Origin of the sequence: Streptomyces sp. NBC_01717 (assembly GCF_036248255.1) — a bacterium.
Lineage (GTDB): Bacteria > Actinomycetota > Actinomycetes > Streptomycetales > Streptomycetaceae > Streptomyces.
The window spans coordinates 5,131,358-5,146,344 of record NZ_CP109178.1 but is presented as its reverse complement, the minus strand read 5'-3'; the positions used below and the strand labels follow the sequence as shown (position 1 = coordinate 5,146,344).

The following is a 14,987-nucleotide window of genomic DNA, read 5'->3' as shown; positions in this document are numbered from 1 at the left end:
ACCAGACGACAGGCGCTTCGACCGGGGGCGCTTCGGCCCGACTTCCGGTGAAGAAGGAGGAGCCGTCGCCCACGAGGCGGACGCGGCTCCCGAGGGCGGCTTCGGGCGCGTTCCGCTTGGGCCCGGCAGCCCCTTCGTGGCGGCCGCCATCCCACCCGCTTCCTTTTCAGATAATTTGTACCGAATCTGCGGCCGCGGCACGGCTGAGATCACAGGCAGCCCTGAAAGTTGCGGCATGACAGACCGCATAAAAAGCTGCCTATTCACTTGAAGGAGTGATTCAATGACCCATTTGCCCTAAATGATGGACACAAATCTTTACTCTCCATTACGATTCATTTACTGAGAGTTGAGAAATCCCGCCGCTGCACGCCGTGACCCACGGCCGCGTCCCCACGTTCCGCGACCGCGCTGCCCCGGAGGAGACGGGAACATGTCTGCTTGCGTCCGCATCCGTCATGACCACACAGCCCACAGTTCGCCACCTTCCCGCGCCTCGGGAATCAAGCGACCTCACAGCCCGCCACCGCCGCGCCGCGGCGGACGATTCCGCGTCGCGGGCGCCGACCTCTCCGCGTCCATCACTGTCTTTCTCATCGCCGTCCCCATGTCGCTCGGCCTGGCCGTCGCCATGGACGCCCCGCTGGAAGCCGGACTCATCTCCGCCGCGATCGGCGGCATCGTCGCCGGACTGCTCGGCGGCACTCCCCTCCAGGTCAGCGGCCCGTCCGCCGGTCTGACCGTGGTCACAGCCGAGTTGATCCAGATCTACGGCTGGCGCACCACCTGCGCGATCACCATCGGCGCCGGACTTCTGCAGATCCTGCTGGGTTCGCTGCGCGCGGCGCGCGGCGCCCTCGCTGTCAGCCCGGCCATCGTGCACGGCACCCTCGCCGGTATCGGCGTGGCCATCGCGCTCGCCCAGTTGCACATCGTGCTCGGCAGTTCGCCCCAGAGCTCGGCGGCCGCCAACGCCCTCGCACTTCCGGAGCAGTTGGGCCGGATGAGCCCGGCCGCGCCGCTGATCGGCGCACTGACCATCGCCGTACTGGTGGTGTGGCCGCGGCTCCCCGGGCGGATCGGGCGAGCGGTGCGACGGCTGCCCGCGGCCCTGGCCTCGGTGGCGATCGCAACGGCGGTGGCCGCGGTTGCGGCGCCCGGGATCGCCCGGGTCGACCTGCCCTCCTGGCGCTCGCACGCCTTGCCCGAGATGCCGCAGGGCCCCGTCCTGGCCCTGGCCACCGCCGTGTTCACGGTGCTGTTGGTGGCCAGCCTCGAATCGCTGCTCGCCGCGGTGGCGGTGGACAAGCTGACCGCCGACCGTGCCGCCGGCCGAACCGCTGATTCCGCCTCTCCGGTCCCGGTCAGCCCCGCCGCCCCGCCGGTCCGGCGCTCCGATCTCGACCGCGAACTGCGCGGCCAGGGCATCGCCAACGTACTGTCCGGGTTGCTCGGCGGGCTGCCGGTGTCCGGTGGCGCGGTGCGGAGTTCGGCGAACGTACGGGCCGGGGCCACCAGCCGAGCCGCCACCGTGCTGCACGGCGTCTGGGTGCTGCTCGCCGCCGGACTGCTGGTCACGGCCCTGGAGTGGATCCCGCTGGCCGCGCTCGCCGCTCTGGTGATGGTGGTCGGCTTCCAGATGGTGAACTATGCCCACATCCGCAATGTCCACAGGCATCGCGAATTCCTGGTGTACGGGGCGACGATCACCGGCGTGGTGCTCTTCGGCGTGCTGGAAGGTGTGGCCATCGGTATCGCCGTGGCTGTGGCCGTCGCTCTGCACCGGCTGGCCCGCACCAGGATCACGGTCACCGATCAGGACGGCCAGCATCTGGTGGTCGTACGAGGGCAACTGACGTTCCTCGCGGTGCCGCGACTCAGCCGGGCACTCGGCCAGTTGCCCCGAGGCGGGGACGCGGTGGTCGAGTTGGACGGCTTCTTCATGGACCACGCGGCGTACGAGACGATCCAGGACTGGAGCGATGCCCAGACCGCGCAGGGCGGCCGGGTCGTCTTCACCGGCAGGTCCGGTGGCCGGATCGCTGAGCCCGCCTCGGCGGCCCACTCCTGCTGCCGCCCCTGGACACCGTGGCGCAACCATCACTGCCACGACCGGCCCGACCAGCCCGGCCGGCCGGTCGACGCCCACCGCACCAGGGCGGCCTTCGCCCCCGGCGAAAGCTTCACCGCCGACCAGGGACCCACAGGCTCAGGCGGCGGCGCCAAGGCCGACGCCCGGGCGGCCAGGGCGGCCGACGCCACCGCCGGCCGCACCGGCCGGTTGGACACCCCCGGCGACAGTGCCGCTGTTCCGCGCCGGACCGGCGCGCACCGGCTGGCCAGCGGGCTCAGTTCGTTCCAGCGCAATACGGCTCCGCTGGTGCGCGACGAGCTGGCCCGGCTGGCCCGCGAAGGTCAGCGTCCCTCCCAGCTCTTCATCACCTGCGCGGACTCCCGCCTGGTCACCAGCATGATCACGGCGAGCGGCCCGGGCGACCTGTTCACCGTTCGGAATGTCGGCAACCTCGTGCCCCCGCCGGGCGCGGAGGCCGGTGACGACTCGGTGGGCGCCGCGATCGAGTACGCGGTGGATGTGCTCAAGGTCGAGTCCATCACCGTCTGCGGCCACTCCGGCTGCGGCGCGATGCAGGCGCTGATGAGCACCGAACCGGACACCCCGCGGACATCTCTGTGGCGCTGGCTGCGGCACGGCCTGCCGAGCCTGGAACGGATGAAGTCCCGGCATCACGCCTGGGCGCGGATCTCCGGCCGGTTGCCCGCCGATGAGGTGGAGCAGCTCTGCCTCACCAATGTGGTCCAGCAGTTGGACCATCTGCGGGCCCATGAATCGGTGGCGCGGAGACTCGCCGAGGGTGCGCTCCAGTTGCACGGGATGTACTTCCATGTCGGCGAGGCGCAGGCGTATCTGCTGGCCGAGGGCGCGAGCGCCGGTAGCGGGGTCGACGAGGTCTTCGACCGAGTGGGCCCTTGCGACCCGAACCACTCCCGTCCGTACGACATCACCGACCTCAGTGATCCGACCGGTCACACCGAGCTCAGTGATCCCGGTGATCACGCCTCTGTTTCCGCCCCCACCACCACGGCCGGCCCCGCCGATCCGCCTGGTTCCGGCGAGTTGGAACGTACGAGCGCCTGAACCACGCGCACCTGAACCACGTGCGCCTCGGGTCCGTGAGACCTTGTGATCGTTCCTCCTTACACGAAACACAGGTCTAAACCAATTCCCGGCAGACACTTGTCACCCGGCCCTGGGCCTGATGAGCTATGCCCCGGGACACAACGGACACCCTGGGAATGGGAGATGTCGTGAGCAACGAAAGCTTGGCCAATCTGCTTCGGGAAGATCGTCGGTTCGCACCACCCGCCGATCTGGCCGCCGACGCCAACGTCACAGCCGAGGCGTACGAGCAGGCCGAGGCGGATCGGCTGGGCTTCTGGGCCGAGCAGGCCCGGCGCCTGACCTGGGCCACGGAGCCGACCGAGACGCTCGACTGGAGCACCCCGCCCTTCGCCAAGTGGTTCGCGGACGGCAAGCTGAACGTCGCGTACAACTGCGTGGACCGTCACGTCGAAGCGGGTCACGGCGACCGTGTCGCCATCCACTTCGAGGGCGAGCCCGGCGACAGCCGCGCAATCACGTACGCGGAACTGAAGGACGAGGTCTCCCGCGCCGCCAACGCCCTCGCCGAGCTCGGTGTCGGCAAGGGCGACCGGGTCGCCGTCTACCTGCCGATGATCCCCGAGGCCGCCGTCGCGATGCTGGCCTGCGCCCGCATCGGCGCCGCGCACTCGGTGGTCTTCGGCGGCTTCTCCGCCGACGCCATCGCCGCCCGCATCCAGGACGCGGACGCCAAGGTCGTCATCACCGCCGACGGTGGCTACCGCCGCGGCAAACCGTCCGCGCTGAAGCCCGCCGTGGACGACGCCGTCTCCCGCTTCGACACCGTCGAGCATGTCCTCGTGGTGCGGCGCACCGGCCAGGACACCCCGTGGACCGAGGGCCGCGACGTCTGGTGGCACGAGATCACCGGCCGCCAGCCCACCGAGCACACCCCCGAGGCATTCGACGCCGAGCATCCGCTCTTCATCCTCTACACCTCGGGTACGACGGGTAAGCCGAAGGGCATCCTGCACACCTCCGGCGGCTACCTCACGCAGGCGGCGTACACCCACCACGCCGTCTTCGACCTCAAGCCGGAGACCGACGTCTACTGGTGCACCGCCGACATCGGCTGGGTGACCGGGCACTCGTACATCGTGTACGGACCGCTGGCCAACGGCGCGACGCAGGTGATGTACGAGGGCACGCCCGACACGCCTCACCAGGGCCGCTTCTGGGAGATCATCCAGAAGTACGGCGTCACGATCCTCTACACCGCGCCCACCGCGATCCGTACGTTCATGAAGTGGGGCGACGACATCCCCGCCAAGTTCGACCTGTCGTCGCTGCGGATTCTCGGTTCGGTCGGTGAGCCGATCAACCCCGAGGCGTGGATCTGGTACCGCAAGCACATCGGCGCCGACAAGTGCCCGATCGTGGACACCTGGTGGCAGACCGAGACCGGCGCGATGATGATCTCGCCGCTTCCCGGTGTCACGGAGACCAAGCCCGGTTCCGCCCAGCGCGCCCTGCCCGGTATCTCCGCCACCGTCGTCGACGACGAGGCCAACGAGGTGGCGAACGGCGGGGGCGGCTACCTCGTCCTCACCGAGCCGTGGCCGTCGATGCTCCGCACCATCTGGGGCGACGACCAGCGCTTCATCGACACCTACTGGGCGCGCTTCGAGGGCAAGTACTTCGCGGGCGACGGCGCCAAGAAGGACGAGGACGGCGACATCTGGCTGCTCGGCCGGGTCGACGACGTGATGCTCGTGTCCGGGCACAACATCTCGACCACCGAGGTCGAGTCGGCGCTCGTGTCGCACCCGTCGGTCGCCGAGGCCGCCGTGGTCGGCGCGGCCGACGAGACGACCGGCCAGGCCATTGTCGCGTTCGTGATACTGCGCGGTTCGGCATCCGCCTCCGACAGCCTCGTCGCCGATCTGCGCAACCACGTCGGCGCCACGCTCGGCCCGATCGCCAAGCCCAAGCGGATCCTGCCGGTCGCCGAGCTGCCGAAGACCCGATCCGGCAAGATCATGCGCCGCCTGCTGCGCGATGTCGCGGAGAACCGCGAGCTGGGTGATGTCACCACGCTCACCGACTCCTCGGTCATGGATCTCATCCAGACGCAGCTGCCGTCGTCGTCCTCCGAGGACTGAGACCGGCGGCAACAGGCACGAGCAGATACGACCCCGAGGGGCATCCGGCAACGCGCCGGGTGCCCCTCGGGCATTTAAGGTGAAGATCACCGGATACGGCCCCGCACACCCCGGGTACAGTGGCAGCTGCATCAATAACTCATCAATAAATCTCCACAGGGTGTGCCGGGAAGTCTGGTCGGCAAGTGCATCAGCCATGCCATTGCTGCCGTACCGACCCGGAGGTCTCCACTCGTGGCCGCGCCCGCCCCCACACCCCCCTCTCCGTCCCGCCGCACCTTTCTCGGGCGTCTCTCCCTCCCCGAGCGGAACTACCTCACGGACGCCCTGCGCACCGAGACCGTCGGCGGAGTCATCCTGCTGGTCGCCGCCGTCGCCGCGCTGACCTGGGCGAACACTCTCGGGTCCAGTTACCGGGCCGTCAGCGACTTCCACCTCGGGCCGCAGTTCCTGGGGCTGGACCTCTCCGTGCAGCACTGGGCGGCCGACGGGCTGCTCGCGATCTTCTTCTTCGTCGCGGGTGTCGAGCTCAAGCGAGAACTGGTAGCGGGTGACCTGCGCGACCCCAAGGCCGCCGTCCTACCGGTCATCGCCGCCGTCTGCGGCATGGCCGCGCCGGCCGTCGTCTACACACTGGCGACTGTGGTCGGCGGCGGTTCCACGGACGGCTGGGCCGTCCCGACCGCCACCGACATCGCCTTCGCGCTCGCCGTCCTCGCGGTCATCGGCACCTCGCTGCCGTCCGCGCTCCGCGCCTTCCTGCTCACCCTTGCCGTCGTCGACGACCTCTTCGCGATCCTGATCATCGCCATCTTCTTCACCGAGGACATCGACTTCATGGCGCTCATCGGCGCCGTCGTCGGCCTCGCCGTCTTCTGTCTGCTGCTGCGCAAGAACGTGCGCGGTTGGTACGTCTACGTACCGCTCGCCCTGGTCATCTGGGGACTGATGTACAACAGCGGCATCCACGCCACCATCGCCGGTGTCGCCATGGGCCTGATGCTGCGCTGCACCCGGCGCGAGGGCGAGCAGCACTCTCCCGGCGAGCACATCGAACACCTGATACGCCCGCTGTCGGCCGGTCTCGCCGTGCCGCTGTTCGCGCTCTTCTCGGCCGGGGTCTCGCTCTCCGGCAACGCACTGGCAGGGGTCTTCACCCGGCCCGAGACGCTCGGTGTCGTGCTGGGGCTCGTCGTCGGCAAGACGGTCGGCATCTTCGGCGGTACCTGGCTGGCCGCCCGATTCACCAAGGCGGAGCTGAACAAGGACCTGGCATGGGCGGACGTCTTCGCGGTCGCCTCGCTCGCCGGGATCGGCTTCACCGTCTCGCTGCTCATCGGCGAGCTCGCATTCGAAGGGAACGCCACCCTCACCAACGAGATCAAGGCCGCAGTGCTGATGGGCTCCCTGATCGCGGCCGTGTTCTCCGGTGCATTGCTCAAACTCCGGGTACGCAGATACCGGACGCTCTACGAGGCGGAGGAGCTCGACGAGGACCAGGACGGCGTTCCCGACATCTACGAGCAGGACAATCCCGCGTACCACCTTCGGATGGCCGCGATCTACGAGAAGAAGGCCGCGGAGCACCGCCGCCTTGCCGAACTGGCGGGGGCAGCGAGCAGCAAGCCGGACAGTCCGGCATGATCTGACACCAGATGTGTCGAGCAGGAGCAGAAGAGGGAGTCAGGGATGAGCGACCCCGGCAACTACGCGGGCAGCGCCGACCGCAGTCTCGGGCAGCTGGTCGCCTCGGCGACGGCCGAGGTGTCCGCACTGGTGCACGACGAGATCGCCCTGGCCAAGGCAGAGGTGCGGCAGGACGTCAAGCGGGGTGTGGCCGGCAGTGTGGCGTTCATCGTCGCAGGCGTGCTGATTCTGTTCGCGCTGCCCGTGCTGAGCTTCGCGGCGGCGTACGGAATCCACAACCTGGGACTCGGGCTCGCGTGGTCGTTCCTGATCGTCGGCGCCGCGTTCATCGTGCTGGCGATCCTGCTCGCGCTGATCGCCATCGCCAAGTTCAAGAAGGTCAAGCCGCCGGAGAAGTCCATCGCCTCGGCCAAGCAGACGGCGGCCGTGCTGCAGGGCGTCAAGCCGCATCCGCGGCCCGCCGTCACCGCGGGTACGAGCCGTCCGGCCGTCACAGCCTCGGGTAGCACCCCGACGGACAAGGCCCTGACGAAGTCCGCGGTCCAGGACCAGGCGTCCGCTGTGGCACGCTCGTCCGCATGACCGTCCCCGATTCCAGCGCATTCGGCCCCACCGGCCCCGGCTCAGGCAGTCCCGTACGCCTCGACGGCCCCTGGACCCACCGCGACGTGGCAGCCAACGGGGCCCGCTTCCACATCGCCGAGCTGGGGGACGGGCCGCTCGTACTGCTGTTGCACGGCTTCCCGCAGTTCTGGTGGACCTGGCGCCATCAGCTGACCGCACTCGCCGACGCCGGCTTCCGTGCCGTCGCGATGGATCTGCGCGGAGTGGGCGGCAGCGACCGTACGCCTCGGGGTTACGACCCCGCCAACCTCGCCCTCGACATCACCGGCGTGATCCGCTCGCTCGGCGAGCCGGACGCCGCGCTGGTCGGCCACGACATGGGCGGCTACCTCGCCTGGACGGCCGCGGTGATGCGGCCGAAGCTGGTGCGCCGGCTGGCGGTCTCCTCGATGCCGCACCCGCGCCGTTGGCGGTCCTCCATGCTCTCCGACTTCGCACAGTCCCGGGCGGGCTCGTACATCTGGGGCTTCCAGCGGCCTTGGGTGCCGGAGCGTCAGCTCGTCGCGGACGACGCGGCGTTGGTCGGCCGGCTGATCCGCGACTGGTCGGGGCCGCGGGCGGCGGAGTTCCCCGACGACGCGGCGGTGGACGTCTACCGGCGCGCGATGTGCATCCCGTCGACGGCGCACTGCTCGATCGAGCCGTACCGCTGGATGGTGCGGTCCATGGCGCGCCCGGACGGCATCCAGTTCAACCGCAGGATGAAGCGCCCGGTGCGGGTGCCCACACTGCATCTGCACGGTTCGCTCGATCCGGCGGTCCGTACGCGGAGTGCGGCGGGGTCCGGCCAGTACGTCGAAGCGCCGTACCGTTGGCGACTTTTCGATGGTCTGGGGCACTTCCCGCACGAGGAGGATCCGGTCGGTTTCTCGACCGAACTCATCAACTGGCTCAAGGATCCCGAGCCGGACCGGTAGGCCCGCGACCGGCCCTGCGGGCGGCCCGGGCCGGTGCTCCGGCGCGGCCAACCGGTGGCCGGAAGAGCACAGTTGTCCGACGAACAGCCAATTGCCCGGCGCATAGGCCAATTGGCTGACGCATGGGCGATTACCGACCATGAGGCACGGGCAGACGTCGGGGTATGGGCTGGACGCACGACTTCGGTGACGCAGCACGCAATCGACGCTCGACCGCTACGGCGGATCCGAGCACTCATGAGGGGGACGGCCCCCAGGGCCGGGTGCGCAGTGCGCATGATCTGCATGATCCCCGGCTGGGCATTCCGCGCATCCTCCGCCGCCGGGCCCGCTGGGTCTCGGCGCGGCTGCGGCATCCCCGCGGATGACCCGCCGCCCCTCACCTGATCACGCGGAGAAAGACTCCAGGAGGTGAGTGCGGGGCAGTTGCCCCGCACTCCCTCGCCGTCTCCGCGACTTACAACGCGCACGCCTGGCTGTCGACCTGCTGGTTGGCGGTGCGGCCGGTCGTGATGTCCTGGCGGATCTCGTCGGCCGTCAGGGCGTAGCCCGTCTGGGGGTCGTCCAGCGACTTCGCGAACACGACTCCGTACACCTTGCCGTCGGGGGTCAGCAGCGGGCCGCCTGAGTTGCCCTGACGGACCGTCGCGTAGAGCGAGTACACGTCGCGGCGGACCGTGCCCCGGTGGTAGATGTCCGGGCCGTTGGCGTCGATGCGGCCGCGGACACGCGCGGCGCGTACGTCGTAGGCGCCGTTCTCCGGGAAGCCCGCGACGATGGCGCTGTTCCCCGAGGCCGCGTCGTGGTTGGTGTCGGTGAACTTCAGCGGCTTCGCGTCGAGACCCGGGACGTCGAGTACGGCGATGTCGCGCTGCCAGTCGTAGAGGACGACCTTCGCGTCGTACAACCGCCCCTGGCCGCCGATCTGGACGGTCGGCTCGTCGACGCCGCCGACGACATGCGCGTTGGTCATCACCCGGCGGTCGGAGAAGACGAAGCCGGTGCCTTCGAGGACCTTGCCGCAGCTCGGAGCCGTACCGACGACCTTGACGATGGACTGCTTGGCGCGCGTCGCGACCGGGCTGCCGGCCAGAGCCGGGTCCGGGGCCCTGACCTCGGTGATCGGTTCGTTGGCGAAGGGGCTGAAGACCTGCGGGAAGCCGTTCTGCGCGAGGACCGAGGAGAAGTCCGTGAACCAGGTGGAGGCCTGGGAGGGCATCACCCGGGAGACGCCGAGCAGCACCGAGGAGTTACGGACCTCCTTGCCCAGCGTCGGCAGCGACGTACCCGCGAGGGCTGACCCGATCAGCCAGGCCACCAGCAGCATCGCGACCACATTGACCAGCGCGCCGCCGGTCGCGTCGAGTGCGCGCGCAGGCGACCACGTGATGTAGCGGCGGAGTTTGTTGCCGAGATGTGTAGTGAAGGCCTGGCCGACGGACGCGCACACGATCACGATTATGACCGCGACGACCGCGGCAGTCGAGGAGACTTCCGAGTTGTCCGTCAACTGGTCCCACAGGACCGGCAGCAGATAGATGGCGACAAGGCCGCCGCCGAGGAACCCGATCACCGACAGGATGCCGACGACGAAGCCCTGGCGGTAGCCGATCACTGCGAACCACACGGCGCCGGCCAGCAGCAGGATGTCCAGCACGTTCACCGTCTATTGCCCTCGCAGATTCGTCGCCGGACCCGTTCGTTCGGCTGAGGCCGGGCGGGCCCGGAAGGGCCCGGCACGGGAGTCAGCCTGTCATGCGCGCCAGTCGAGCGGCACCTGTCTGGACCTGTCCCAGGGGAGCTCCCACCCTGCGAAGTGCAGAATGCGGTCGATGACCCCGGCCGTGAAACCCCAGACGAGGGCCGATTCGACCAGAAATGCCGGACCCAGATGACCGCTGGGGTGCACCGTCGTCACTCTATTGGCCGGATCCGTGAGATCCGCCACGGGAACCGTGAAGACCCGGGCCGTCTCCGCCGGATCGACGACTCCGACCGGGCTGGGCACCCGCCACCAGCCGAGGACCGGCGTCACCACGAAGCTGCTCACCGGAATGTAGAGCCGGGGCAGCACGCCGAAGAGCTGGACGCCGCGCGGATCGAGGCCTGTCTCCTCCTCGGCCTCCCGCAGAGCGGCCCTCAGCGGCCCTGTGGTCGCCTGATCGCCGTCCTCGGGGTCCAGGGCGCCACCGGGGAAGGAAGGCTGCCCTGCGTGGGAACGCAGGGATCCGGAGCGCTCCATCAGGAGCAGCTCGGGGCCGCGCTCGCCCTCGCCGAACAGGATCAGCACCGCGGACTGGCGCCCGGCGCCGTTCTCGGGCGGCAGGAAGCGGCTGAGCTGCCGGGGCTCGATGGTCCGCGCGGCGCGGACGACAGGGTCGAGCCAGCCGGGCAGCCCTTCGGTCGTGACGGCGATCGCGTCGTCACGACCCGCGCCGGCGGTGTGGTCGTGTTCGCGCTTCTCCACGTCGCTCCGGTCGGGCGTCTGCCCGTCCGCCCGGGCGTGGCTCTGTTCGTGCGTCTTCATAGGCACCCCTCGTCGTCCCACAACGCCTGTCGCCACACCTTTCGTTCCGGAGCGGGCGCCCCCGTCAGCCGGCCACCGCCTGTGTCACCCGGCTCCCAGCGCGGGCGCGGGCCTGCCCGGGTAGTCCGGCGGCGGGCTGAGCCGCTGACCCGGCTGGCCGCCCATCTCGTACTTCAGGAGCTTCCGGGCCTTTTCCGGGTCCGTCTCGCCCTCACCGTACGAGGGGCAGAGCGGGGCGATCGGACAGGCGCCGCAGGCGGGCCTGCGGGCGTGGCAGATACGGCGGCCGTGGAAGACGACGCGGTGCGAGAGCATCGTCCACTCGCTCTTGGGGAAGATCGCGGCGATCTCCGCCTCGACCTTCTCCGGGTCCTCCTGCTCCGTCCACTTCCAGCGGCGGACCAGTCGGCCGAAGTGGGTGTCGACCGTGATGCCGGGGACGCCGAAGGCATTGCCGAGGACGACGTTGGCGGTCTTGCGGCCCACACCGGGCAGCGTGACGAGATCCGCCAGCCTGCCCGGTACCTCACCGCCGAAGTTGTCCCTGATCGACGCGGAGAGGCCTATCAGCGACTTGGCCTTGGCCCGGAAGAAACCGGTCGGCCGGATGAGCTCCTCCAGCGCCTCCGGGACGGCCGCCGCCATGTCCTCGGGGGTGGGGTAGGCGGCGAACAGCGCTGGGGTGGTCTGGTTGACCCTCAGGTCGGTGGTCTGGGCGGACAGGACCGTGGCGACGAGGAGCTCGAAGGGGTTCCTGAAGTCCAGCTCCGGGTGGGCGTACGGGTAGATCTCGGCGAGCTCGCGGTTGATCCGGCGGGCGCGGCGGACCATCGCGAGGTGGGATTCCGCCTTCGCGGGCTTCCCGGGCTTCGCGGCCGCGGCTGCCTTCCCGGGCTTCGCGGACTTCGCCGCCGCGGCTGCTTTCGCGGGCTTCCCCGACCCGGCCGACTTCACCGGCTTCCCCTGTTTCACCGACTCCCCCGACGGACGTTTTGTCGCTTTTGTCGGGCGACTGATAGCCTGTTCGCCCACAGCGGAATTTCGGCCTTCCGACACCCCATCAGCCCCCTTGGCCTGCGCTCTCACCGGCGATTTGGACACCCGGCCAGCCTAGAGCCAGGCACTGACATCCGCCCCGGTCACTGCGGATCCACCCCCAATCGGCCCCCTGCCGCACGGTGAGCTGCGCCCGTGCGTCAAACTGGTTTGTGATTGATCGCACTGTTTTACCGTCCGGCATGATGGGGACCACGGTTCCCTGAACAGGCCGACAAGGAGAGAACTCGTGGACGACGTTCTGCGGCGCGCCCCGCTTTTCGCGGCGCTCGATGATGAGCAGGCCGCGGAGCTCCGCGCCTCGATGAGTGAGGTGACCCTCGCACGCGGCGACGCTCTCTTCCACGAGGGCGACCAGGGTGACCGGCTGTATGTGGTCACCGAGGGCAAGGTGAAGCTCCACCGCACGTCCCCCGACGGACGCGAGAACATGCTCGCGGTCCTCGGCCCCGGCGAGCTGATCGGTGAGCTGTCGCTCTTCGACCCCGGCCCTCGCACCGCCACCGCCACCGCGCTCACCGAGGTCAAGCTCCTCGGCCTCGGTCACGGCGACCTGCAGCCCTGGCTGAACGTCCGCCCCGAGGTGGCCACGGCCCTGCTGCGCGCGGTCGCCCGCCGACTGCGCAAGACCAACGACCAGATGTCCGACCTGGTCTTCTCCGACGTGCCGGGCCGTGTCGCCCGCGCCCTCCTCGACCTGTCGCGCCGGTTCGGCGTCCAGTCGGAGGAAGGCATTCACGTCGTCCACGACCTGACCCAGGAAGAGCTGGCCCAGTTGGTCGGCGCCTCCCGCGAGACGGTCAACAAGGCGCTCGCCGACTTCGCGGGCCGCGGCTGGCTGCGCCTGGAGGCGCGCGCCGTGATCCTGCTGGACGTGGAGCGCCTGGCGAAGCGTTCGCGCTAGCCGGCCACCTTTCTCCTCACGACGTGGAGGGCCCCGCCGCCAGGCGGGGCCCTCCACGCGTGTCAGGGCCGCCTATCAGGCCCGCGCACGACCGTGTCGCATCCGCGCGTCAGATCAGCCCGTGCTCGCCCAGGTACTCCAGCTGAGCCAGCACCGAGAGCTCCGCCGCCGGCCACAGCGTCCGGTCCACGTCCGCGTAGACCTGCGCCACCACCTCCGGCGCCGTACGGTGCCCCGCCTCCACCGCCGTCTCCACCTGCGCCAGCCGGTGCGCGCGGTGCGCCAGGTAGAACTCGACCGCGCCCTGCGCGTCGTCCAGCACCGGCCCGTGCCCCGGCAGCACCGTGTGCACCCCGTCGTCGACCGTCAGCGAGCGCAGCCGCCGTAGCGAGTCGAGGTAGTCGCCGAGCCGCCCGTCCGGATGCGCGACGACCGTCGTGCCTCGCCCGAGGATGGTGTCCCCCGTCAGCACCGCCCGGTCGGCGGGCAGATGGAAGGAGAGCGAGTCCGCGGTGTGCCCGGGGGTCGGCACGACGTGCATCTCCAGGCCGCCGACCGTGATCACATCGCCGGTGGACAGTCCCTCGTCGCCGAGCCGCAGCGCCGGGTCCAGGGCACGCACCTTCGTGCGTGTCAGCTCGGCGAAGCGCGCCGCGCCCTCGGCATGGTCGGGGTGTCCGTGGGTGAGCAGGGTGAGCGCGATCCGCCGGCCCGCGCGCTCGGCGGAGTCGATGACGGCCCGCAGATGGCCGTCGTCCAGCGGGCCCGGATCGATGACGACCGCGAGGTCGGAGTCGGGTTCGGCGACGATCCAGGTGTTGGTTCCGTCGAGCGTCATCGCCGAGGCGTTGGGCGCGAGGACGTTGACGGCACGGGTGGTGGCGGGCCCGGACTGGACGCCGCCGCGCGGCTGTCCCGGAAGGGTTGCTGCCTCGCTCATACGGCCTCACCGCCCGCGCTGCCGGCCGGAATGTGTTTGGTGAACTCGTCGTGCCCCGGCCAGCTCAGCACCAACTCGTCGCCGTCGAGCCTGGCCTGTGCGAGTACGGGGGTGAGGTCCTGGGAGGACGCGGCCTTCAGGGCCTCGGCGGCGGTCCCGTACGGCCGCAGCTGACGCAGCGTCGACACGGTCGGCGGCATCATCAGCAGCTCGCCCCGGTCGTACCCGTCGGCGGCGTCCCCGGCGGCGATCCACACCGTGCGGTCGGCCTCGGTGGACGCGTTGCGGGTGCGTTGGCCCTCGGGGAGCGCGGCGACGAAGAACCAGGTGTCGTAGCGGCGCGGCTCGAACTCGGGCGTGATCCAGCGCGCCCACGCCCCGAGCAGATCGGACCGCAGCACCAGGCCCCGCCGGTCCAGGAACTCGGCGAAGGACAGCTCGCGGGCGACCAGGGCCTCGCGGTCGGCCTCCCAGTCGGCGCCCGTGGTGTCGCTGACGACCGTGTCGGCGGTCGGCCCGGCAAGGAGCACGCCTGCCTCCTCGTACGTCTCGCGAACGGCCGCACAGACGATGGCCTGCGCCTCGGCCGCCGTGCCGACACCGAGCCGCTCGGCCCAGCTCTCCAGCGTGGGTCCGGCCCACTCGACGAGGCGGTCGTCGTCGCGCGGGTCGACCCCGCCCCCCGGATAGGCGTACGCGCCCCCGGCAAAGGCCATGGAGGCGCGGCGACGCAGCATGTGGACGTCGGCCAGGCCTCCGGTGTCAGCGGGGTCCCGGAGCAGCATCACGGTGGCGGCCCGCCGGGGAGTCGCGGCCGTCAGCTCGCCCGCGGCGAGCGCCCGGATCCGATCGGGCCATTCCGGTGGGTACCACTGACCATTGGACATGGCCGGAGGCTATCCGGAACCGCGCCGATGTTCGAGAGGTGCCGATCACGCATCCCGCGATCCCCCCGGGCGGGCCCGCCTTCCGGCCCGGCGCACCCCTGCCCCGTACGCACCCCTGCCCCGTACGCACACCGCCCACGATGCGGCCCATACGCACGATCCCGCCCGGTCGCATCGACCGGACGGGATTACGGAAACGCTC

General features: G+C 70.1%; 12 protein-coding genes. 7 read left to right on the top strand and 5 right to left on the bottom strand.

What is annotated here, in order from left to right:
• Positions 1–433: 433 nt before the first annotated feature.
• From OHB49_RS23320 to OHB49_RS23295, 6 genes are all read left to right on the top strand, one after another.
• On the top strand, positions 434–3,157 hold the full coding sequence (locus OHB49_RS23320) for a bifunctional SulP family inorganic anion transporter/carbonic anhydrase (RefSeq protein WP_329162697.1): 2,724 nt from the start codon (positions 434–436) through the stop codon (positions 3,155–3,157).
• Positions 3,158–3,285: 128 nt separating this feature from the next.
• Positions 3,286–5,283 carry an acetate--CoA ligase gene (gene acs, locus OHB49_RS23315; protein WP_329162696.1) on the top strand — a complete coding sequence of 666 codons (1,998 nt, stop codon included), beginning with the start codon at positions 3,286–3,288 and terminating at the stop codon, positions 5,281–5,283.
• 234 nt (positions 5,284–5,517) lie between these two features.
• Entirely contained in the window at positions 5,518–6,927 is a 1,410-nt protein-coding gene (gene nhaA / locus OHB49_RS23310; RefSeq protein WP_030972202.1) for a Na+/H+ antiporter NhaA, read from the top strand.
• 45 nt (positions 6,928–6,972) lie between these two features.
• Entirely contained in the window at positions 6,973–7,512 is a 540-nt protein-coding gene (locus OHB49_RS23305; protein WP_329162693.1) for a phage holin family protein, read from the top strand.
• Positions 7,509–8,471, top strand: coding sequence for an alpha/beta fold hydrolase (locus OHB49_RS23300; RefSeq protein ID WP_329162691.1), 963 nt, complete (start codon positions 7,509–7,511; stop codon positions 8,469–8,471). Before OHB49_RS23305 ends, OHB49_RS23300 begins: the two co-directional genes overlap by 4 nt.
• Positions 8,472–8,635: 164 nt before the next feature.
• A complete protein-coding gene (locus tag OHB49_RS23295; RefSeq protein ID WP_326629245.1) occupies positions 8,636–8,839 on the top strand; it encodes a hypothetical protein in 204 nt (67 codons plus the stop codon).
• Between the two features lie 89 nt (positions 8,840–8,928).
• Here the strand turns inward: OHB49_RS23295 and OHB49_RS23290 are convergent, their stop codons facing one another.
• From OHB49_RS23290 to nth, 3 genes are all read right to left on the bottom strand, one after another.
• A complete protein-coding gene (locus OHB49_RS23290) occupies positions 8,929–10,134 on the bottom strand; it encodes a MarP family serine protease (protein WP_030972196.1) in 1,206 nt (401 codons plus the stop codon).
• Between the two features lie 90 nt (positions 10,135–10,224).
• Entirely contained in the window at positions 10,225–10,998 is a 774-nt protein-coding gene (locus OHB49_RS23285; protein ID WP_234432853.1) for an NUDIX hydrolase, read from the bottom strand.
• Between the two features lie 84 nt (positions 10,999–11,082).
• Positions 11,083–11,952: an endonuclease III gene (gene nth / locus OHB49_RS23280; protein ID WP_443079668.1), complete on the bottom strand. Its 870-nt coding sequence runs from the start codon at positions 11,950–11,952 to the stop codon at positions 11,083–11,085.
• A gap of 331 nt (positions 11,953–12,283) precedes the next feature.
• Between nth and OHB49_RS23275 the strand changes: the two genes are divergently transcribed.
• Positions 12,284–12,958: a Crp/Fnr family transcriptional regulator gene (locus tag OHB49_RS23275; protein WP_030972192.1), complete on the top strand. Its 675-nt coding sequence runs from the start codon at positions 12,284–12,286 to the stop codon at positions 12,956–12,958.
• A gap of 109 nt (positions 12,959–13,067) precedes the next feature.
• On the opposite strand, the gene OHB49_RS23270 is transcribed toward OHB49_RS23275, so the two are convergent.
• Both OHB49_RS23270 and OHB49_RS23265 read right to left on the bottom strand, forming a co-directional pair.
• Positions 13,068–13,898, bottom strand: a complete 831-nt coding sequence (locus OHB49_RS23270) for an MBL fold metallo-hydrolase (RefSeq protein ID WP_030972191.1) — start codon at positions 13,896–13,898, stop codon at positions 13,068–13,070.
• The gene (locus OHB49_RS23265) at positions 13,895–14,785 is read right to left on the bottom strand and encodes an NUDIX hydrolase (RefSeq protein ID WP_329162684.1); all 891 of its coding nucleotides are present in this window, start codon (positions 14,783–14,785) and stop codon (positions 13,895–13,897) included. Before OHB49_RS23265 ends, OHB49_RS23270 begins: the two co-directional genes overlap by 4 nt.
• Between the last annotated feature and the right edge of the window lie 202 nt (positions 14,786–14,987).